Origin of the sequence: Rahnella aquatilis CIP 78.65 = ATCC 33071, from assembly GCF_000241955.1 — a bacterium.
Taxonomy (GTDB): Bacteria; Pseudomonadota; Gammaproteobacteria; order Enterobacterales; family Enterobacteriaceae; genus Rahnella; species Rahnella aquatilis.
Map to the genome: position 1 here is coordinate 2,435,592 of NC_016818.1, position 20,842 is coordinate 2,456,433.

Annotated in this window: 20 protein-coding genes; 6 read left to right on the forward strand and 14 right to left on the reverse strand. The window is 54.7% G+C overall.

Going from position 1 to position 20,842, the window contains the following annotated elements:
* The first annotated feature begins 67 nt into the window (after nucleotides 1–67).
* Both RAHAQ2_RS11070 and RAHAQ2_RS11075 read left to right on the forward strand, forming a co-directional pair.
* Nucleotides 68–1,114, forward strand: coding sequence for an oxidoreductase (locus tag RAHAQ2_RS11070; protein ID WP_015697310.1), 1,047 nt, complete (start codon nucleotides 68–70; stop codon nucleotides 1,112–1,114).
* 79 nt (nucleotides 1,115–1,193) lie between these two features.
* Entirely contained in the window at nucleotides 1,194–2,213 is a 1,020-nt protein-coding gene (locus RAHAQ2_RS11075) for a bile acid:sodium symporter family protein (RefSeq protein ID WP_015697311.1), read from the forward strand.
* A gap of 62 nt (nucleotides 2,214–2,275) precedes the next feature.
* On the opposite strand, the gene add is transcribed toward RAHAQ2_RS11075, so the two are convergent.
* The 3 genes from add to malX form a co-directional block, all read right to left on the reverse strand.
* Nucleotides 2,276–3,274, reverse strand: coding sequence for an adenosine deaminase (gene add, locus RAHAQ2_RS11080; RefSeq protein WP_015697312.1), 999 nt, complete (start codon nucleotides 3,272–3,274; stop codon nucleotides 2,276–2,278).
* 207 nt (nucleotides 3,275–3,481) lie between these two features.
* Nucleotides 3,482–4,657 carry a MalY/PatB family protein gene (locus RAHAQ2_RS11085; protein ID WP_015697313.1) on the reverse strand — a complete coding sequence of 392 codons (1,176 nt, stop codon included), beginning with the start codon at nucleotides 4,655–4,657 and terminating at the stop codon, nucleotides 3,482–3,484.
* Between the two features lie 58 nt (nucleotides 4,658–4,715).
* Nucleotides 4,716–6,329 (reverse strand): maltose/glucose-specific PTS transporter subunit IIBC, encoded by a 1,614-nt coding sequence (gene malX, locus RAHAQ2_RS11090; RefSeq protein WP_015697314.1) that lies wholly within the window; start codon nucleotides 6,327–6,329, stop codon nucleotides 4,716–4,718.
* Between the two features lie 254 nt (nucleotides 6,330–6,583).
* Here malX and malI point away from each other — a divergent pair, with 254 nt between their 5' ends.
* Nucleotides 6,584–7,615 (forward strand): Mal regulon transcriptional regulator MalI, encoded by a 1,032-nt coding sequence (gene malI, locus RAHAQ2_RS11095; protein ID WP_015697315.1) that lies wholly within the window; start codon nucleotides 6,584–6,586, stop codon nucleotides 7,613–7,615.
* 50 nt (nucleotides 7,616–7,665) lie between these two features.
* Here malI and RAHAQ2_RS11100 read toward each other — a convergent pair whose 3' ends face one another.
* On the reverse strand, nucleotides 7,666–7,959 hold the full coding sequence (locus RAHAQ2_RS11100; RefSeq protein WP_015697316.1) for a DUF1161 domain-containing protein: 294 nt from the start codon (nucleotides 7,957–7,959) through the stop codon (nucleotides 7,666–7,668).
* A gap of 52 nt (nucleotides 7,960–8,011) precedes the next feature.
* The gene (locus RAHAQ2_RS11105) at nucleotides 8,012–8,380 is read right to left on the reverse strand and encodes a DUF1283 family protein (protein ID WP_015697317.1); all 369 of its coding nucleotides are present in this window, start codon (nucleotides 8,378–8,380) and stop codon (nucleotides 8,012–8,014) included.
* Nucleotides 8,381–8,515: 135 nt separating this feature from the next.
* Between RAHAQ2_RS11105 and RAHAQ2_RS11110 the strand changes: the two genes are divergently transcribed.
* Nucleotides 8,516–8,842 (forward strand): YnfA family protein, encoded by a 327-nt coding sequence (locus RAHAQ2_RS11110; protein WP_015697318.1) that lies wholly within the window; start codon nucleotides 8,516–8,518, stop codon nucleotides 8,840–8,842.
* A 6-nt stretch (nucleotides 8,843–8,848) separates the two neighbouring features.
* Here RAHAQ2_RS11110 and RAHAQ2_RS11115 read toward each other — a convergent pair whose 3' ends face one another.
* A complete protein-coding gene (locus RAHAQ2_RS11115; RefSeq protein ID WP_015697319.1) occupies nucleotides 8,849–9,754 on the reverse strand; it encodes a LysR family transcriptional regulator in 906 nt (301 codons plus the stop codon).
* A gap of 311 nt (nucleotides 9,755–10,065) precedes the next feature.
* On the opposite strand from RAHAQ2_RS11115, the gene RAHAQ2_RS11120 reads away from it, so the two are divergent.
* On the forward strand, nucleotides 10,066–11,361 hold the full coding sequence (locus RAHAQ2_RS11120; RefSeq protein ID WP_015697320.1) for an NCS2 family permease: 1,296 nt from the start codon (nucleotides 10,066–10,068) through the stop codon (nucleotides 11,359–11,361).
* Nucleotides 11,362–11,496: 135 nt separating this feature from the next.
* Here the strand turns inward: RAHAQ2_RS11120 and ydfG are convergent, their stop codons facing one another.
* The 7 genes from ydfG to RAHAQ2_RS11155 form a co-directional block, all read right to left on the reverse strand.
* Entirely contained in the window at nucleotides 11,497–12,246 is a 750-nt protein-coding gene (ydfG, locus tag RAHAQ2_RS11125; RefSeq protein ID WP_015697322.1) for a bifunctional NADP-dependent 3-hydroxy acid dehydrogenase/3-hydroxypropionate dehydrogenase YdfG, read from the reverse strand.
* A gap of 127 nt (nucleotides 12,247–12,373) precedes the next feature.
* On the reverse strand, nucleotides 12,374–13,429 hold the full coding sequence (locus RAHAQ2_RS11130; protein ID WP_015697323.1) for an aldo/keto reductase: 1,056 nt from the start codon (nucleotides 13,427–13,429) through the stop codon (nucleotides 12,374–12,376).
* 25 nt (nucleotides 13,430–13,454) lie between these two features.
* Nucleotides 13,455–14,549 carry an ABC transporter ATP-binding protein gene (locus RAHAQ2_RS11135; RefSeq protein WP_015697324.1) on the reverse strand — a complete coding sequence of 365 codons (1,095 nt, stop codon included), beginning with the start codon at nucleotides 14,547–14,549 and terminating at the stop codon, nucleotides 13,455–13,457.
* Complete coding sequence (locus RAHAQ2_RS11140) at nucleotides 14,550–15,503, reverse strand: carbohydrate kinase family protein (RefSeq protein ID WP_015697325.1); 954 nt, start codon at nucleotides 15,501–15,503, stop codon at nucleotides 14,550–14,552.
* Between the two features lie 26 nt (nucleotides 15,504–15,529).
* A complete protein-coding gene (locus RAHAQ2_RS11145; RefSeq protein ID WP_015697326.1) occupies nucleotides 15,530–16,369 on the reverse strand; it encodes a carbohydrate ABC transporter permease in 840 nt (279 codons plus the stop codon).
* Nucleotides 16,366–17,268 (reverse strand): carbohydrate ABC transporter permease, encoded by a 903-nt coding sequence (locus RAHAQ2_RS11150; protein ID WP_015697327.1) that lies wholly within the window; start codon nucleotides 17,266–17,268, stop codon nucleotides 16,366–16,368. The genes RAHAQ2_RS11145 and RAHAQ2_RS11150 overlap by 4 nt, the downstream gene beginning before the upstream one ends.
* Before the next feature lie 62 nt (nucleotides 17,269–17,330).
* Nucleotides 17,331–18,581 (reverse strand): extracellular solute-binding protein, encoded by a 1,251-nt coding sequence (locus RAHAQ2_RS11155; protein WP_015697328.1) that lies wholly within the window; start codon nucleotides 18,579–18,581, stop codon nucleotides 17,331–17,333.
* Between the two features lie 421 nt (nucleotides 18,582–19,002).
* On the opposite strand from RAHAQ2_RS11155, the gene RAHAQ2_RS11160 reads away from it, so the two are divergent.
* Entirely contained in the window at nucleotides 19,003–20,175 is a 1,173-nt protein-coding gene (locus tag RAHAQ2_RS11160) for an ROK family transcriptional regulator (protein WP_193785515.1), read from the forward strand.
* Here RAHAQ2_RS11160 and RAHAQ2_RS11165 read toward each other — a convergent pair.
* On the reverse strand, nucleotides 20,144–20,728 hold the full coding sequence (locus RAHAQ2_RS11165; protein WP_015697330.1) for a YopT-type cysteine protease domain-containing protein: 585 nt from the start codon (nucleotides 20,726–20,728) through the stop codon (nucleotides 20,144–20,146). The genes RAHAQ2_RS11160 and RAHAQ2_RS11165 overlap by 32 nt on opposite strands.
* Nucleotides 20,729–20,842 lie beyond the last annotated feature (114 nt).

Here is a 20,842-nt window from a genome sequence, read left to right on the forward strand (position 1 = left end):
TGCGTGGCTGGTGTCAAATCAGAGGATTAGCGTCCTGCGGCTAAGGCCGTAAAATAAAGGAAATCATATGACCCAGACCCTGCGCACAGGCCTTGTCGGCTACGGCTTCGCCAGTAAAACTTTTCATTCACCCCTGATTGACGGCACGCCAGGCCTCGAGCTGGCGGTGGTGTCCAGCAGCGATGCGGGCAAAGTCCATGCGGACTGGCCTGATGTGGAGGTGGTTGATTCGCCGGAAAAGCTGTTTGCCGATGCATCGATTGATCTGGTGGTGATCCCGACTCCGAACACCACCCATTTCCCGCTGGCGAAGCTGGCGCTGGAAGCGGGTAAACACGTTATCGTGGATAAACCCTTTACCGTAACACTCGATGAAGCCCGCGAACTTGACGCCCTGGCGCGCGAAAAAGGCAAAGTCCTGTCTGTGTTCCATAACCGTCGCTGGGACTCGGATTTCCTCACGGTTAAAACGCTGATTGAAGAAGGCGCGCTCGGGGATATTGTCTATTTCGAATCCCACTACGACCGTTACAAACCGCAGGTGCAGCAGCGCTGGCGTGAAAGCGATGCGCCGGGCAGCGGCATCTGGTTCGATTTGGGTTCGCATCTGCTGGATCAGGCACTGCAATTGTTCGGCACGCCGGATGCGTTGCAGGCAGATCTGGCGGTGCTGCGTCCGGGCGGCAAAGCGGTGGATTATTTCAACGCGGTGCTGACCTATCCGCGTCGTCGGGTGGTGTTGCACAGCACGGTGTATGCGGTTGCCGAAACGGCGCGCTTTATTGTGCAGGGCGAAAAGGGCAGCTACGTGAAATTCGGGCTGGATCCGCAGGAAGATCGTTTGAAAGCCGGTGAACGTCTGCCACAGCCGGACTGGGGTTTCGACAAGCGCGACGGTGTGATTACGCTGAGCCATGACGGCGTGCTGGCCGAGAAGTCACTGCTGACCATTCCGGGCGATTACCCGGCTTATTACGCCGGTGTACGTGATGCCATTAACGGACAGGGCGACAATCCGGTACCGGCCGCTGATGCTATCCGTGTGATGGAAATGCTCGAACTGGGGATGAAGTCCTCAGAACAACAGGCGACCCTGAAAGTCATTAAGAACTAATACGTCGTCCGGGTTTCTGAAGTGTCACATGGGTGACACTTCTATTTTTCGTTTGTTATTCACTTTGCAAGGAAGGTTCATGTCCTGGTTACAACGTCTGAAAATCGACAAGTTTTTGCTGATCCTGGTCTGTGTCGTCGTGATTGCGTCATTTTTCCCGTGTGAGGGGATTTATAAAATCTTCTTCGGCTATCTGACCACGGCCGCTATCGCGCTGCTGTTCTTTATGCACGGTGCGAAGCTTTCCCGTGAAGCGATCATGGCGGGTATCAGCCACTGGCGTCTGCATGTTGTGGTGTTCCTCAGCACTTTTGCGTTGTTCCCGCTGCTCGGCCTGGGCATGAAATGGCTGGTGCCGGTGGGCATTCTGACGCCGACGTTGTACTACGGTTTCCTGTATCTCTGTGCACTGCCTGCGACCGTGCAGTCGGCGATCGCTTATACCTCGGTGGCGGGCGGTAACATTCCGGCGGCCATTTGCAGCGCGTCGGCTTCCAGCATTCTTGGCGTGTTTCTCTCGCCGGTGCTGGTCGGCTTGCTGATGCACACACAGGGCGGCACCAGTGACACCCTGCACGCCATCGGTTCTATCGTACTGCAACTGATGGTGCCGTTTATCATCGGGCATCTTTGCCGTCCGCTGATCGGCGCATGGGTTCAGCGGCACAAGAAAATCGTTAACGTCACGGATCGTTCATCGATTCTGCTGGTGGTATATGTCGCGTTCAGCGAGGCGGTGGTGCAGGGGATCTGGCATCAGATCAACGGCTGGTCGCTGCTGGCAATCCTCGGTTGTTCTGTTGTTCTCCTCACCATTGTGCTGATCATCAACACCTGCGTGGCGCGTCTGTTTGGCTTTAACACCAAAGATGAAATCACCATTGTGTTCTGCGGGTCGAAGAAAAGTCTGGCGAACGGTATCCCGATGGCGAACGTACTGTTTCCGGCGGCTGCCGTCGGCGCGATGGTGTTGCCACTGATGATTTTCCATCAGATCCAGCTGATGGTCTGTGCCGTACTGGCCTCGCGTTATGCCAGACGGGTGGCGCGTGAAGAAGCCGCCGAGCTGGTGAAGAAAGAAGAAGTGAAGCCGGTTTAACAGGCTGAATAAAAAACAAAAGGGCGGGATTATATCCCGCCCTTTTTATGCCAGCGAAAGCGTTATACCGCTACTTTGTCGCGAATGGACTGCTTTTCAGCGTCTGACAGGAACGCCATCGTCAGGCCATTTTCCTGCGCCTGGCGGATTTCGTTCTGCGTCAGCCCGGCAGCCGGTGCGGCGACGTTATATTCGTGGGCGATCTCTATGCCCTGTACCGCCGGGTCATCGGTATTGATAGATGCCAGCACGCCGTGGCGCAGGAAAATCGCCAGCGGATGCTGCTCAAAAGACGCGACGGTGCTGGTCTGAATGTTGGAGGTCAGGCAGGATTCGATACCAATCTGATGCTTCGCCAGGAAATCCATCAGTTGCGGATCTTGTGCGGCTTTCACGCCATGGCCGATACGCTCTGCGCCCAGCTCGCGGATCGCCTGCCAGATGCTTTCCGGACCGGCGGCTTCACCGGCATGCACGGTTATGCGCCAGCCTGCGTCCCGCGCGCGGTTAAAGTGGCTGAGGAACAGACTGCCGGGGAAACCCAGCTCATCACCGGCCAGATCCAGCGCGGTAATGCCGTCTCTGTGCGCCAGCAAACCTTCCAGCTCTTGCAGACAGGCATCTTCACCAAAGGTACGGCTCAGAATACCGATCAGACGCACATCAATATCATGCTGCTGCTGACCTTCGCGGATCCCTTCAATGACCGCTTCCACCACGCCTGCGACCGGCAGTTTGTGGTTCATCGCCATGTAATACGGCGAGAAACGCAGTTCGGTGTAATGCAGACCGGCACGTGCCGCATCTTCAACGTTTTCTTTGGCGATTCGGCGGCAGGCATCCAGGTCACCCAGCACCTTAACGCCCCAGTCGAGTTTCTGCAGAAAACTCACCAGATCCGGCTCGGTATGCATCACCTGCACATGCGGGCGCAGGGCTTCAAGTTCACTGGCAGGCAAGGTCAGGTTAAACTGACGGCCTAAATCGAGAATAGTCTGAGCGCGGATGTTGCCATCAAGGTGGCGGTGAATGTCGGTCAGGGGAAGGCGTGTGTCGATCATGGTGTGCACTCATTATTATTGAAATGTGCGGGGCATTATAACTGTATTTAGTTGCGCAACAAGAAGGGTTTTGAATTTGCTCCCTCCCCTGCGAAGGGGAGGGTTGGGGTGGGGTATTAAAGAAATATCAGGAGGTTGAAGTGTGAATCGACCAGGTGTTTGCCCTTAAAACCCCCTCCCAGCCTCCCTCTTCGCAGGGGGAGAAGCTTAGACCAACTCTCTAATGCCATTGATTAATTTTTCAACACCTGCTTCAACTTTCGATCTCGGGCAGCCGACGTTCAGGCGCAGGAAGCCGTTGCCTTCTTCGCCGTAGGCATAACCCGGCATGATGGCGACTTTTTGATGTTCGATCAGCGCTTTTTGCAGTTGATTATCATCAAGTCCGAGCGGGCGCAAATCAATCCAGGCCAGATAGGTGGATTGTGGCGGCTGCCAGTTCAGTTGCGGGAAAGCGGCATTCAGCTGGTCTGCGACGTAACGGAGATTGCCCTGCAAATAGTCGCGCAGCGCATCCAGCCAGGGTTCGCCGTGGTGATAGGCGGCAACATGCGCATGAACGGCCAGTACCGCCGGGGAGGATAAGCCGTCACAGGCTTTCAGCTGATGCAGATACGCATCGCGCGGGGCCTGATGGCTGATCAACCCGTAAGCCCCGGTCAGCGCCGGAATGTTGAAGCTTTTCGAACCGGAGGTCAGTAATGCCCATTCGCCGCCTGCCACTTCATTCCACGGCGTGTGGCGGTGACCGCCCCAGACCATATCCATGTGGATTTCATCGCTGATCACCCGCACGTTGTGGCGTTCACAAAGTTCAGCGATGAGCGTCAGTTCTTCGTGCGTCCAGACTTTACCGGTGGGATTGTGCGGACTGCACAGCAACAGTACCGAGCAGGCCGGTTGTGCCAGCAGGCTTTCCAGATGCTCTGCATTTATTGACCAGTCATTGCCCATTTTTATCAGCGGGCAGGCCAGCACGTTGCGCTGATTGCCATTCACCACCTTGAAAAACGCGTCGTAGGCCGGGGTAAAAGTTACCACGCCGTCGCCCGGCTGGCTCCACTGGCGGATCAGTTGCGCAACCATGTAAATCACTGACGGACCGTACACCACCATGTCGCGGTCAATCTGGCTGTTAAAACGCTGCTGATACCAGTGCGCCACCGCGCCGAGGAAATCATCGTGATGCCAGCGGCTGTAACCGAGCACGCCGTGTTGCAGACGTTTTTGCAGCGCATCGAGAATGCACGGCGCGGCGGGGAAATCCATGTCGGAGATGGTAAATGGCAGTAAGTCTGCACTGCCGAAACGGTCAGCGACATAATCCCATTGTGTGCACCAGGTGCCGTGACGGTCGGTAACGGTGGAGAAATCAAAAGTCATTCTTTTCACTCCCTGAATAAAGCAGAAAAGGGCGACCGGAGTCGCCCTGTTAATCATATTACGCGATAGCCGGTTCCGGCGCGGGCTGACTCGCCGCGGTGCGGATCAGGTAATCAAGTTCATCTTTCACTGATTGCACCTGCGGACCAATCACCACCTGCAGGTTGTGTTCGTTAAGATGCACAACACCGATGGCGCGGTTGGCTTTCAGCGTGGCATCGTCAACCAGCGACATATCTGCCACGGAAAGACGCAGGCGGGTGATGCAGTTATCCAGTGAAACAATATTACCGGCACCGCCCAGTGCGCTCAGAATAACCGGAACGTTGTAGCCAGATTTACTGGAAGACGGCACCGCAGCGGCGGCAGGCATGTTCTCAGATTCACGGCCCGGCGTTTTAATGTTAAAGCGCGTGATGGAGAAGCGGAAGATGGTGTAGTAAGCCGCGAACCAGATAGCCGCCACAACCGGCACCAGATACCACTTGGTGGCAGTGCCGTGCAGGATACCGAAGACCACGAAGTCGATGATGTTGCCATCAGTATTGCCGATGATCACACCCAGCACGGACATCATGGTGAAGCCCAAACCGGTCAGGATGGCGTGGATCACGTACAGAACCGGCGCAACAAACAGGAACAGGAATTCGATCGGTTCAGTGGTGCCGCCAACCACACAGGCAACCACGCCGGAAATCAGCAGGCCTTTAATTTTATGACGGTTTTCAGGTTTCGCGCAGTGGTACATCGCCAGTGCCGCACCCGGCAGGCCGCCGAGGAAGGCAGGCATTTTGCCCTGAGAAAGGAACTGCGTCGCGCTTTCAGAAAAACCGTGCGTGGTCGGGCAGGAAAGCTGCGCCTGGAAGATGGTCAGCGCGCCGCTGACTTCGCGACCACAGACATCCAGCGTACCGCCAGCTTCGGTGAAGCGGATCAGTGCAACCAGAATGTGATGCAGACCAAAAGGTAACAGCAGACGCTCGCCGGAACCGAAAATCATCGGGCCAAACACGCCAGCGCCCTGAATCAGACGGCCCAGACCGTTAATGCCCGCAGCAAAGAAAGGCCAGATAAGGGGGATCAGTAAACCGACCAGACCGAGCACCACCGTGGTGACAATCGGCACGAAACGGGTACCGCCGAAGAAGGCCAGTGCATCCGGCAAACGGATCGTGTTGTAGCGCTCATGCAGAATGTACACGATGATACCGACAATCACCGCGCCCAGAATACCGGTGTCGATGGACTGGATACCGAGGATCATCTGGATGTTATTGGCTTTCAGCACCAGCGGATCGACGGTCGGCAATGTGCCGTTGGCGGTCAGGAAAAAGTTAATCGCCAGATTCAGCACGGCGAAACCGACGAAGCCGGAGAACGCCGCCACACCTTTGTTTTCACGCGCCATACCCAGCGGGATGGCGATAGCAAACATCACCGGCAGGAAGCTGAAGGCAAACGATCCGACTTTGCTCATCCAGACGAAAATCAGCTGAAGAACCGGATTACCTAATGTGGGGATCAGCGTCACGACGTCGTGGCTGCTTAATGAACTGCCGATGCCCAGCATGATGCCGCAGAACGACAGCAAGGCGACCGGCAGCATGAAAGTTTTCCCTAAGCTCTGGAAGAATTCCCAAAGTGTGACACGTTGTTTTTTATTTGCAGGCATACCCGCTCCCTGAGTTGTTTTATTAAGCTGCTTTTGATGGTGGCTAAGATAAAACGTTTTACCTGATTAATACGTGTTGTAACTCACAATATTAAGCAATGCCTGTCCTGCATGGCTTAAATCAAGGTTAAACGTTTTACTCAATGTCGAAAATTAGGTATAACTGTTTGACCACGCTAAGTATTCCAACGAGCGGATACCGCGGGCGGGAAAGGATCCCGTTTTATGCAGTCTGATACGAACGACAACCTCTGATGAACCCTAAAAAAATCACCATTATTGATGTGGCACAGCACGCCGGTGTTTCGGTGACCACCGTCTCGCTGGTGCTCAGCGGAAAAGGGCGTATTTCCCAGACGACGGCTGAACGGGTTAACCGCGCCGTGGATGAACTGGGCTTTGTGCGTAACCGTCAGGCCAGTACGCTGCGCGGCGGTGAGTCCGGCGTGGTCGGGCTGATTGTGCGTGATATCTGCGAACCCTTTTATGCCGAAATGACCGCCGGTCTCAGCGAGATGTTTGAAGCGCAGGGCAAAGTGTTATTTCTGCTGCAAAGTGGCCCGTCCGGTAAAGGGCTGATGCGCTGTTTCGATACCTTGCTGACCCACGGCGTGGACGGCATTGTGATCGCCGGTGGCGTGAATACCCTCGGCGGGCTGAGAGAAAAAGCCGAAGAACATGGCGTCCCGTTGATTTGCGCCGCGCGCTCCGGCGGCATTGAAGGGGTGGACGTTGTCCGTCCCGATAATATGCTCGCGGCGAAAATGGCCACGGAATATCTGATCAAACAGGGTCACAAACAAATCGCCTATCTTGGCGGATTGAGCAATTCATTAACCCGTGCTGAACGCCTCGGCGGTTTCTGCGCCACACTGCTGCAATACGGTCTGCCATTTCGCACGGAATGGATTATCGAATGTGACTATCAGCAAAAATGCGCCGCCGATGCTGCCGAAACCTTATTATCCCGCTATCCGAAAATCAGCGCGATTGTCTGCCATAAATCCTCTGTCGCACTGGGGGCCTATTTCGGCGTCATGCGCACCGGCGCACAAGTCGGCGGCGGGGCGGTAGACAGTTTCTTCCAGCAAAAAATCGCCCTGATAGGCATGGAAGATGCCCCGGAATCGGAACTGACGGAACCCCCGCTGACCTCCATTGCGAACTCCGCACGGGAAATCGGCCATGCAACGGCCAGGCGCTTGTTGCTGAGGATTGGCGGGCAGAATCTGGAAGCGCAGAATATTATTGTGCCGCCGGGGCTGGTGGAGAGGGAATCGGCTTAGAGGATGTTGATTTGCTCCTCCCCCTTCGCAGGGGGAGGAGAAAGGCATTATCACTGAGAATCCTGGCTCGTCCCGGTCTTAGGACTTGCCGCTGAATTATCACCCGCGTCAGCGGTTTTGGTATAAACAATCTTCTGACTGTCATTACCGCAATGACCAACGACTTGCCCGCCCGCCTGATCGGCCTGGTCATTTGGCACGATATCCAGTTTAAACCCTGATTCAGGCAAACCGTTTGCCACGATTTTCTGGGTAATGTCAGCTTTTACGCTTTCACAGGAAGCCTGTGCCAGTAGCGGTGCGAACATCACGACAGCAAGACCTGCCATAAGTGTCTTTTTCATCATTCATTCCTTTTATGAAAACCAGTGTACTTACGAGTCTAGCAGACAGGATTTACGGAGCCAGTAACTGACGGCCGGTACGGCGATCAAGGCAGCGCTCGGTGTTCGGTTCCCAGTACGCATTGATGTTCTGGCTGGCTTCACACTTGTCGCGCAGATCAATTGAATTATCGTATTTGGAGAAGTCTTTCTCGTTACGCTGATTTTTCATGGCACGCAGGCGCTGGGTTTCATTCCATTGCTCTTTGCTCTGGCGGGCTTCTTCGTTGGTCATGGCATCATTGCCGGTACCGCCAAAGACACAGGTTCCCCCCGCACAATTGGTGGCCGCGAGTGCAGGCGCCTGCCATGCTGCGGTCATGACCAGCAAAACCACCGGTAGCACACTGCGGGTCAGTCGGGTTATAAACGTTGTATTCATTAGCTCATCCTTTTTTTGATATACACATCGCTCAGGCGAATCCATGAATTATAACATCCGGCTGAATGACGTCATCCTTTGCCTGTAAACTGGTTGATATCTTATTGAACTACGGACTGTAAACCTGGCCCCATTATGCTCAAAACGTCTTTACTGTTCTTTGCGACCGCCCTGGCAGAAATTATCGGCTGCTTTTTACCTTATCTCTGGCTGCGCAAAGGGGGAAGTGTGCTGCTGTTATTGCCTGCGGCGCTCAGCCTGGCAGCATTCGTCTGGTTGCTGACACTGCATCCGGCGGCCAGCGGCAGGGTGTATGCGGCTTACGGCGGGGTTTATGTCATGACCGCCATGCTGTGGCTGCGGTTTGTCGATGGCGTGAAACTCAGCACCACCGACTGGCTGGGGGCATGCGTGGCGCTGGCAGGGATGCTGATCATCATTTCTGGCTGGAAAACCTCCTGAACGTGCTTATTGCGACAATCTTTCCATCAGCACGATCACTCTCTGAATCACAATCTGTGCCGCGCGGGATAACTGACGGCGCGGGGCAACACACAGCGCCAGCGTCAGCGGTTTGGCGCTGCGCCCCTGTAGTGGCACAAACGCCAGGCGCTTTTCCTGTAAATCCGGCAATACATCTAACAAACTCAGTACGCCGACACCGGCACCTTTGCGGATAAGTTCGCGCATCATGCGCACGTCATTGCAGACAATTGAGGGCGTTTCCAGTAACTGATAGCGGTTATACAGCAGCCTGGCGCGGGCATTGACCATCAGCGGTTCGGAGGGAATGATCTGGCGGTAGGCGGCGATATCGCTGAACGACAGCGATTCCTGCTGCGACAGTTTATGCCCGACTGGCATGGCAATCCCGATAGGGAGTTCCGCAAAAGCGCGCACTTCCAGCCCGGTATGTTCGACTGGATCGAGTAACAATCCAAAATCCACTTCCGCTGAACTGACCTGTTCGCTGATATTGCGGCTGTCTTCGATGCGGATATCAAACGTCAGGTAAGGGTGTTCTGCGCCCACTTCGGCAATCAGCTCCGCCACCATGCCTTCGCTGAGTGCGGCAATCATGGATATGGTGACATGCCCGCGCCGCAACCCCTGAATTTCATCGAAACGTTCGCGGGTGCGGGAAAATTCTTTCCGCCAGCGGCGGATGTCATCGAATAAAATTTCGCCCGCCGACGTCAGTTTCAGGCCCGTGGGCAGGCGTTCAAACAGCGGGGTTTCCAGCGTTTGTTCAGCCTGCAGGATCTGCCGGTTTATGGCCGACGCCGAGACGTGCAGCACTTCTGCCGCTTTGCGCAAACTTCCTGTTCGGGCGACTTCGGTAAAATATTGCGAAAAACGGGAGAATGGCGACATGGGTGTACTAATTTATGCAGTGAATAAGTGAGATAACTATTATGGACTGCATCACTCATTTTTCCTAGATTGTCCGATGCCCCTTTGTAAAACAATCACCTCAGGTTGTTTTGCAGGCAAAACGGGCAATGACAGGGTTCGTCAAAACACGGTTAAGCTCGCGTACTGTTTTCCACCGGAAAAATAGCCGGACGAATTGTGGCGTTCGTTCTGCTGTCGCGCGTGCGTGTTTTGAAAAACAACACTAATAACAAGCGTGCATTTTTGATCACCCGACTGAAAGTGATCACGCGACCAAGAGATTCCTTCTCATGTTAGAAAAACTATTTAAGTTAAAAGCTCACCGTACTAACGTGCGGACTGAGATTGTGGCCGGACTCACTACATTTTTAGCAATGGCCTACATTCTGTTTGTTAACCCGTCTATTTTGGGCGCGACGGGGATGGATAAAGGCTCGGTTTTTGTGGCAACGTGTCTTGCTGCCGCAATCGGTTCCGCACTGATGGGCTTTATCGCCAACTACCCGATCGCACTGGCACCGGGCATGGGGTTAAACGCCTTCTTCACCTACACCGTGGTTCTGCATATGGGTTACACCTGGCAGATCGCATTAGGTGCCGTTTTCCTCTCAGCCTGTATTTTCTTCGCGTTATCGATTTTTAAAATCCGCGAATGGATTATCCGCAGTATTCCGCTGCCGCTGCGTTCGGCGATTGCTGCCGGTATCGGGTTATTCCTCGCACTGATTGCGCTGGAAAACGCCGGTATTGTGGTGGCTAACCCGGCCACGCTGGTAGGGCTGGGCGATCTGACCAAACCGGGTCCGCTGTTTGCCATGCTGGGCTTCATTGTGATTGTGGTGCTGGAAGCACGCAAAGTGACAGGCGCGGTACTGATCGGCGTGCTGGGCGTGACGATTCTGGCGATTGCGCTGGGTTACTCACCGTTTGGCGGCGTGATGTCGATGCCGCCATCCATTGCACCGACCTTTATGCAACTGGACATCAAAGGCGCATTCAACGTCTCGCTGATTAGCGTGATCTTCGCGTTCCTGTTTGTGGATGTGTTCGACAACTCCGGTACCCTGATTGGCGTGACTAAACGCGCCGGTCTGGCCGACGAAGATGGCAATATCCCGAAAATGGGCCGTGCGCTGGTCGCTGACAGTGCGGCGGCGTTGTTCGGTTCCCTGCTCGGCACCTCAACCACCACCAGTTACATCGAATCGGCGGCAGGCGTGAGCGCCGGTGGCCGTACCGGTCTGACGGCGATTGTGGTGGCGATTCTGTTCCTGCTGAGCCTGTTCTTCGCTCCGCTGGCAGGCAGCGTTCCGGCCTTTGCCACCGCACCGGCGCTGCTGTTCATCGCGGTGCTGATGACGTCTGGCCTGGCGGAAATCGACTGGAAAGACATCACCGTGGCAGCGCCTGTCACCGTGACTGCGCTGACCATGCCGTTCACGTACTCCATCGCCAACGGTATCGCATTTGGTTTCATCACCTGGACGCTGGCAAAACTGCTGACCGGCCGCTGGCGTGAGCTGAATTCGGCACTGGTCGTGCTGTCGGTTCTGTTCGTGATCAAACTGGGCTGGCTGAGCGCATAACCGTTACGTCAGTCATCGTTAGAAAAGAGGGCGCGGGCAGGGTTGCCGCGCCTTTTTTTGCGGGTACTGATTGATAAAATGCAGATAACAAAAAAGCAGCCGGAGCTGCTTTCTCTTTCAAATCAGGAACCAACATCACCCTTCGCGATGGACCTGCAAACCGGCGAGAGACTGGCTGACCGGCATCATTTCGATGCTGTTGATGTTGACGTGCGCTGGCAGGGTGGATGCCCAGAATACCGATTCGGCCACATCGGCTGCGGTGAGCGGATTCGTGTTGTCATAGGTTTTACTGACTTTCTCATCGTCGCCTTTGAAACGCACGTTAGAGAATTCGGTGCCGCCACACAGACCCGGTTCGATATTGGTGACGCGAACGTGGGTGCCGTGCAGGTCGGTGCGCAGGTTCAGGCTGAACTGACGCACAAAGGCTTTGGTCGCGCCATACACATTGCCGCCTGCGTAAGGCCAGTTACCTGCGGTGGAACCGATGTTGATCACATGGCCGGTGTTGCGTTCAACCATGCCCGGCAGCACGGCGCGGGTCATGTACACCAGCCCTTTGGTGTTGGTGTCGATCATTTTATCCCAGTCTTCCAGCGAGGCTTTATCCGCTTTTTCCAGACCGAGTGCCAGACCGGCGTTATTGACCAGCACGTCGATGTTCTGCCAGTCAGCAGGCAGGCTGGCGATAGCTTCTTCAATAGAAGCCCGGTTAGTGACGTCCAGCTCAACAGCGTAAAGCGCGTCTCCCAGTTCGGCTTTCAGGTCATCCAGACGCTCTTTACGGCGGCCGGTGGCAATCACTTTATGACCTTCTTTAACAAATTTACGTGCGATTTCAGCACCAAATCCGGCAGTTGCGCCGGTAACAAAAATAATCATCCCGGTATTCCTCTGTTTTTAAGCAAGGTGTGCACAAGGCCCACTAAAGAAACTCTTTAAGTATTAACACAAAAACAACGAGACCGGCCATAGTCAACCGGTCTCAGTGCGTATCATTTTGTTGCAGTTACTTCTTCAGATAGGGCGCGATCAGCGATAAATCCGCCGCAGACAAGCGATCCGGTGCGGTCTGCGCCTGATGCCAGTAAGGATACAACAAAGGCAACTGACTGACCTGATTAAGTCGTTCAATTTCTTGATTATTGAGGGTCACATCAGCGGCGAGCAGATTGTCCTGTAACTGGGTGTCGTTACGCGCACCGACAATCACCGAGGTCACCTGCGGACGGGCAATCAGCCAGGCCAGCGCAATCTGCGCCGCAGAAACGCCGCGTGCTTCGGCGATGTCCACCAGCACGTCAACGACGTCATACAGCGCACTTTCATCACGCACCGGCGGTTCGCCCCAGTCGGCCAGATGGCGGGTGCCTTCCGGTGCCGCCTGATTGCGGCGATATTTCCCGGAAAGCAGGCCGCCGGCCAGCGGACTCCACACCAGTACGCCCAGCCCCTGATCCTGCGCGGCGGGCAGCAACTCATATTCCGCTTCGCGCGCCTGCAGGGTGTAATGGATTTGCTGGCTGACCGGACGGATGTAGTGATTCGCCTCCGCCACGCCGAGCGTTTTCATTACATGCCAGGCGGAGAAGTTAGAGACACCGACATAGCGCACTTTGCCACTGCTGACCAGATCGTCGAGCGCGCGCAGGGTTTCTTCCAGCGGCGTCAGTCCGTCCCATTCATGCAACTGATACAAATCCAGATAATCCGTGCCAAGACGCTTCAGGCTGGCTTCGCAGGCGCGCAGGATATGATGGCGTGATGAGCCGCGGTCATTCGGGCCATCCCCCATCGGGAAGCGGGCTTTACTGGCGACCAGCACCTCGTGACGTTTGCTGCCCAGCGCTTTACCGAGGATCACTTCCGATTCACCGCCTGAATAGACATCAGCGGTATCGAACAAATTAATCCCGGCATCAAGACATAATCCTATCTGGCGTTGTGCGGCCTCAACGTCAGTTTGCCCGGTTTTGGCAAATTTCCCCTGACCACCAAAGGTCATGGTACCGAGGCTCAGAACTGAAACTTTCAGGCCAGACCGGCCTAACAGACGGTATTCCATAGTTTATCTCCATTGAGAGTCATTTTTAGCGCAGATCCTCCGCCAGCCGTTCACCGGTCTGCGCATCAAACAGATGGATCGCCTCACGGTTAGCATCGAGATACAGCGGCTGACTGGCACTGACACGGGCGCGTCCGGCGAACTGAACGTGCAGCGGGAAACCGCTCCAGTCGATATGCAGCAGGCTGCTTTCGCCGGTCACTTCCAGCAATCGTAATATGGCGCCGGGTTGGGCGTTGTGCTCCACCGGTTTTAAATCATGTGGACGCAGGCCGAGCGTGACGGGTTCGCCTTCAGAATGCCGCGCCTGCAACGCCCACTTCTCCGGCAGTGCGAACCACAACTGATTACAGTTCACACCCGGCTGACCGTCAATATTGCAGAAGACGCCGCTGAGCAGATTCATGGGCGGTGAACCGATAAAACGCGCCACAAAGGTATTCACCGGTTTATCGTAAATCGACAACGGGTCGCCCTGTTGCACGATAAAACCGTCTTTCATCACCACGATATTATCAGCCAGTGTCATGGCTTCGATTTGATCATGGGTCACATACACCGTCGTGGTGCGGAACTGCTGATGCAGCGATTTGATTTCTGCACGCAGTTCCATACGCAGTTGTGCATCGAGGTTAGACAGCGGTTCGTCAAACAGAAACACTTTCGGATTACGTACCAGCGCGCGTCCCATGGCGACACGCTGGCGCTGGCCACCGGACAAATCTTTCGGCAGACGTTTCAGTAAGTGATCAATCCCCAGCACTTTGGCGGCCTGTTGTACTTTGGCATGCTGTTCGGCTTTCGGCACCTTCTTTACCTGCATATGGAACGCCATGTTTTCGGCCACGGTCAGGTGTGGATAGAGCGCGTAACTCTGGAATACCATCGCGATATCCCGATCGGCGGGGTCAAAATTATTGATCTGCTGTTTATCGAGCAGAATATCGCCGTCAGACAGGGATTCCAGCCCGGCCAGCAGGCGCAGTAAAGTGGATTTTCCGCAGCCCGAGGGGCCGACCAGCACGGTGAAACTGCCGTCAGGGATGGTCAGATCCAGCGGTTTCAGCACCTGCACTTTGCCATAATGTTTGGCGACTTTTACCAGTTCTACCAGAGCCATTTAGATTTTCTCCACAAGGCCAAAAAGTGATTGCCAGTCAGGATAACGGCGCGGGGAACTGCTGATGGCACAACCGGCAACGCGAACCCCCCATTGCAGTGCCGTGGCAGGCGACAGGCCATAAATCAGCGCGGATAAAAATCCGGCGTTAAAACTGTCTCCGGCACCGATGGTATCCACCACGTCTACCGGTTCGGCGCGCTGATGCAGCGTCAGGTTTTTTGCCCATAAACGTGCGCCATCAGCGCCGCATTTCGCCACGCAAAAGGCGTTTTCTGCCATCTGTTCCAGCAATATCAGCGCGGCGACATCCAGCGTGGCGGCGTCCGCCAGCCCGAGGGTTTCCACTTCATTGAGCAGCAGTGCATCGCAGAACGGCAGCCATTTTGCCGCCTGTTCCCGCAACGCATCGCTCCAGTCTTCCGGCGGCCAGCCACTGTCGACAGCCACCTGATAACCGCGCTGTTTCAGTGCTGCCAGCAGTTGCGGATAGTCGGCGTAAAGCGCGGTACACAGCCAGGTGCCGCACAGTAATACCCAGTCTCCGGCCTGCGCCGTTTCAGGGATTTGCCCCAGAACGTCCTGCATGGACAGGCGCACGATATGCCCCTGATTACTGAAAAACGTTCTTTCGTGATCAGGATGCGTCACGCCAAAGGTCAGTGAGGTTTCGCAATCACAGGTCGGCCAGCGCGAGGCGCTTTCCGGAAACAGACCCGCCAGCCAGCCGCTGAACTGGTCATTGCCCTGATTTGCCACCAGCCTGAAAGGGGAGCCGAGCGCAGAGAGTGCCAGCGCGCAGTTTCCCGCCGACCCGCCGGGGCGTAATGCACTGCTTTCGAGCATCGCTTCCGTGCCTTTTTTCGGCCATTCGTGCAACGTACTCATGATCAAATCCACGTTGATATTGCCCGTCACATACAGCGTGGCGCGGGTCAGAGGTTTTGTTGTCATTGATGAGGTTTCCCTGATGTTCATTTTCAGCCCTTGCTGCCGCCGGCGGTTAATCCGCTGACCATGGTTTTTTGCAGCCAGAGCGCAATAAAGAGCGGCGGAATGGCCGCAAGGATCCCGACAGCGGCAATCAGACCGTCATCAGTGGCGCGCCCGGCGGTGAATCCGGCAATGGTGACCGGCAACGTCTGGGCATCGATATTGTTGGTAAACAACAGGGCGTAGAAAAATTCATCCCAGGCCAGCAGCCAGCCAAACATGGCCGACGCGCCCAGCGCCGGTTTTGCCAGTGGCAGCGTGATGCGCAGCAATACCTGCCAGTAGCGCAGCCCGTCGAGGCGCGAGGCCTGTTCGATATCTACCGGCAACGCGTCAAACTGATTTTTCAGCATCCAGGTGAGGAACGGCAGGATCATCGAGCAGTACACCAGAATCAGCCCGAGATGCGTATTCAGAAGCGTCAGCTGTTGCAGGATGAAATACAGCGGCAACACAAATGCCACCGGCGGCACCATGTAAATCGCCAGACTGCCAAACAGCCAGCCGTCGCGGCCGGGATAGCGCGAGAAGCTGTAGGCCGCCGGTATCGCCAGCAACAACGACACCAGCGTGGCACCGCAGGCAACCAGCACACTGTTGCCGAGCGCATGCAGGAACAGTGCGCCGGGCGTGCCGGCCTGCAAGGTCAGCAGGCGGGTATAACGGCTGAAATCCCAGTGACGCGGCAGCCATTCCAGCGGAATACGGGTCAGATCTTCCGCCGAGCTGACGCTCATCAGGAACATCCATAGCAGCGGGGCAAGAATCGAGACGGCCAGGATCAGCGCCGCGACGTAACGTAAAACGAGCCGGATTTTCTGTTTCATTCGCTGCTCCCGGAACGGCGCTGGCGCAGTAACATCACCATGTAAATCATGATCAGCAGGGCGCAGATCAGCGTCATCAGTATCGCGTAGGCGGCTCCGCTGCCAGCGCGCAGATAACTGAACGATTCCTGATAGACAAAGAAGCTGACGGTTTTGGTGCTGTCGAGCGGGCCGCCACGGGTCATGACATAAATAATGTCGAAGATTTTAAAGGCATCGATGGTGCGCAGAACAAGCGCCACGGCCAGCGGTGCGGCAATCGCCGGTAAGGTGATTTTGCGAAAACGCCGGAAAGCCGATGCGCCGTCAAGCCGTGCGGCTTCGAATAAATCCTCCGGGATGGTTTGCAGCGCCGCCAGCACCAGCAGGGTGATCAGCGGATAATTTTTCCAGATATCCGCAAACATCACGGCATTGATCGCCGAAGACGGATCGCCAAGCCAGCTGCGGTAGGCGTCAATCAGCCCGAGCTGAGAAAGCAGGGCGTTAATGCTGCCGTAATCCGGGTTGAAGTTCAGCCGCCACATGGTTGCGTTGACGATAGTCGGCAATGCCCACGGCAAAATCACCAGCACGCGCAGGGCGCTGCGTCCCCGGAACGGCTGGTTCAGCAACAGCGCCACCAGCACGCCGATAATGCCTTCAATCACCACCGAGACGACAGTGAAATAGAGCGTCCGCCACAGAGCGGCACGAAAATCCGGATCCGTCAGCGCATAGATGAAATTCTCGCTGCCCACCCAGTTGGGCGCAGAACCGTCGCCGATTAACCCGGCATCGGTAAAGCTGAGCCACAACGTGCGGGCGAGCGGCCAGGCGGTGAGTAAAAACATCATCACAAGCATGGGTGCCAGAAGCAGCCAGGCTTGTCGTTTCTCGCGTTGGGGTAATGTCAGCATATCTTTTCCCAGCCCGTCCGGCTGAAACCGGGCGGGCTTAATTGTCGTGTTGGCTTTAAAACTTAACGTAAACGGTCAGCGGCTTGGGTCGCGGCTTCCATACCATCCTGTGCCGGGGTTTTACCCTGTAATACCGCCTGAATATTTTGCTGCAAAATGTTGGACAAACGGGAGTAATCCGCGGTCACCGGGCGCGATAACATCACGTTGAGCGAGGTTTTCGCTGCGGCAATAAGCTGCTCCTGATCTTTCTGCACCGCCGGATCTTCATAAGACGATTTCCAGATTGGCAGGCTCAGTTTGGCGTATTTGTTCTGCACCGGTTGTGATGTCATGTAGCTGATGTATTCCCACGCCTGATCCGCATGTGCGCTGGCTTTGGCGATGCCCAGCCCCATCGACCCGTTAACGCCGGATGCACCCCCTGCGGTTTCACCCGGTGCCGGAATGACCCCCACGTCGCCCGCGACTTTGCTCTGTTTCGGGTCGTTCGCCATGTTGTACATGTAGGTCCAGTTCAGTGCGAAAGCCGCATCGCCGTTGGAGAACGATTTACGCACGTCTTCTTCCAGATATTCACGCGAGTTCGGGTTAGTCAGCCCTTTATCCAGCGTCTCTTTCATGTAGCTGATGGCTTTCATCGCACCGGAATTGGTGAAGTTCAGCTTACCGTCTTTATAGAAATCCCCTTTGAATGCTGACACCAGCGTGGTGTAGTCGCACAACAGCGCTTCGGATTGTGACCAGCTCCAGACCAGCGGGTATTTCACAATGCCTTTTGCTTTCAGAATTTCAGATTGCTTTTCCACGTCAGCCCAGGTGGCTGGCGGGGTGGTGATCCCGGCTTTGGCCAGCATGGCTTTGTTGTAATACAGATATTTGGTGTCGAGGATCCACGGCATGCCCCAGCGTTTGTCTTTATAGGTCACGGTGGAAATCGCGCCGTCAAAAATCTTGTTGCTTTCTTCAGCCGGAATACGCGCCGTGACATCCTGCAACAGGCCGTATTTGTTAAATTCAGCCGGCCAGATGGCATCGAACAGCACCACGTCATAACCTTTGTCACCGGCACCGCGCGCGGCAACGATTTTGTCGTGCAGCGCTTCATACGGCACAAATTCCAGATTCACTTTGATGTCGGGATGCTGTTTGGTGAAATCAGCGGTCATTGCGCGGATATCCGCTTCGCTGTACGCCGCCTGAGTCATAAATAAGGCACTGATCGTAGTATCAGCCAGCGCGCTGGCGGAATAGCCCAGGGTGAGGGCAGAGAGGGCGCACAGGGTGGCCGCAGGGGTAAATCGTAGGCTCATCGTCATTCTCCGAAACAGGGTTAGGTTTATTAAATCAATTTGATTGCTTTAATCGGCTAAAAAAAAATGGGAAGGCATAACTCTGCCAGTCCCTGCGTCCCTGCCGGATTTACCCTTCATACTTCGGGCTGCTGATGCGTTGGCTATGCTCCGTCACCCGAATCACTGACTTATGTCAGCTCATCGGGATCCACTCGCTTGCCGCCTTCCTGCAACCCGAATTATCTTGGGTATAAAACGTGTGCTACACGGATGATTCAAATCTCAATAGTGACTGGCGGTTATTATTAACATGCCAATAACATTCAAAGCTGTGATGCCACCGTCATATTCATCTTCTGTAATTTATAAAATCAATTTGATTGCTGTATTCACTGGCCACATACTTGCCCGCAAGGTCTTCACCGTGGAGAGGGATGTGATAACAACGTCTGGTACCAATCTTGAGCACGCCCGTGCTCACAATCGTCGGGTGGTGATCGAAGCCATTCGCCTTAACGGTGAACTCACCCGCGCTGAGATCGCCCGGCTGACGTCGCTCACCCCCCAAACCGTCTCCAACATTGCCACCGAACTCGAGCAGGCGGGTATCCTGTCTTCCCACCTGCCGCGCCGTGCGGGAGGGCGTGGTCAGCCAGCAACGCCACTGACACTCAACCCTGACAGCGCCTATTCAATAGGCATCCATCTTGATCATCAGTCGCTGCTGACTGTGCTGGTGGATCTGACCGGAACCGTTCGTTTTCGCAAACTGATCCATGTGCAGAAACCGCAGCCAGAGCCCACGCTGGCTCTTATCGATCAGGTTCTGCAAGAAATGCGCCAACAGGTGAAAATTGACTGGCGAAAAATTTTAGGCGTGGGTGTGGTGATGCCGGGGCCGTTTGGCGTGGAAGGGATTTCATCACAAGGGCCGACCACACTGCATGGCTGGGATAACGTTGATATTGAAGCACGTTTAAGCGCCGCGACCGGCTGGCCGGTGACACTGGAAAACGATGCCACAGTCGCCGCCATCGGTGAACGTTTTCACGGTGTCGCCAAACAATTATCGTCGTTTGTGTATCTTTATATTGGCACCGGACTGGGTGCAGGCATCTTTACCGATGGCCGGATTTACACCGGTCATGCACACAATGCGGGCGAAGTCGGCCACATTGTGGTGCAACCGGGCGGCCGTGAATGCTATTGCGGTAACAAAGGCTGCCTGGAGCGCTATGTTTCGTTACAGGCGGCGTACGAAGCCTGCGGGCTGGATCCGATGACGGCCATGCCCGAAGATCTGCTGAACGTTGATGAGAAAGTGTTTGATAAATGGCTGGATACCGCCGTCGAACCGGCGCTGCAGGCCATCAATATTATGGAATGCGTGTTCGATGCACAAAGCGTGATTATCGGCGGAACTATGCCGAAACCGCTGGTGGAAAAGCTGATTAAACGCCTGACGCCGCTGTATAATTCGGTGCGCAGCCGCTATACGCAGAGCGCACGCATTCGCCTTGGCATGTCCGGCAGCGACACCCCTGCGCTCGGTGCCGCTGCGCTGCCCATATTTGACGAATTCAATCCGCAATATGAAGTGCTTTTGAAATAGCGATATTCGGAAGCTTTGATTTATATTGGGTTATCTGCAAATACGGTGTACGCGAAGGGGGATATTTTTGGGAGATCCAGTCCTGACAAACAAAAGAAGAAAAATTCCGGCTTTTTGTTATCTGAAACTCACCGAGGTTGGGGTCAAATATTTTATAATTCTCGTTATGCACGCTCATACCAATGCAGTGTGAATAACCATTCCCTGCATAAATAACGATACTGAAAACGCCCCGGGTATGGGAGGTAAAAAAGGACTGGAAATTATTTGTTTTTAAATTTACTTGTTTGACCGGGTAAAAAGTATCACTTTTAAAAGAGAGGTTTAATTCTTTAGATATCATGTAGTTACATGTAATTGCGCGCTGGCGGGAAATAAAATTATAAGTATTTTTATAGAATAAAAAGGATTGCGGTTTTTCAGAGAGTTCATGCTGGATCCATGAACTTACCATCCCCGCACAAACGCCATAACCCGAAACTGATATATCCCGGGTTTGTGTCTTTAAAAATGTCATCTGGTTAAGATGAAAATTGCATGTCATATTTTTCATTGTTATAGATTAAGCTGTTAATTAATGATTTCTGATGATTGTGAATATTATCACACCCTCGCTCAGACGACCTCCGGGATAGCTACATGAATTATTTCTGATCTGGTATTGAAG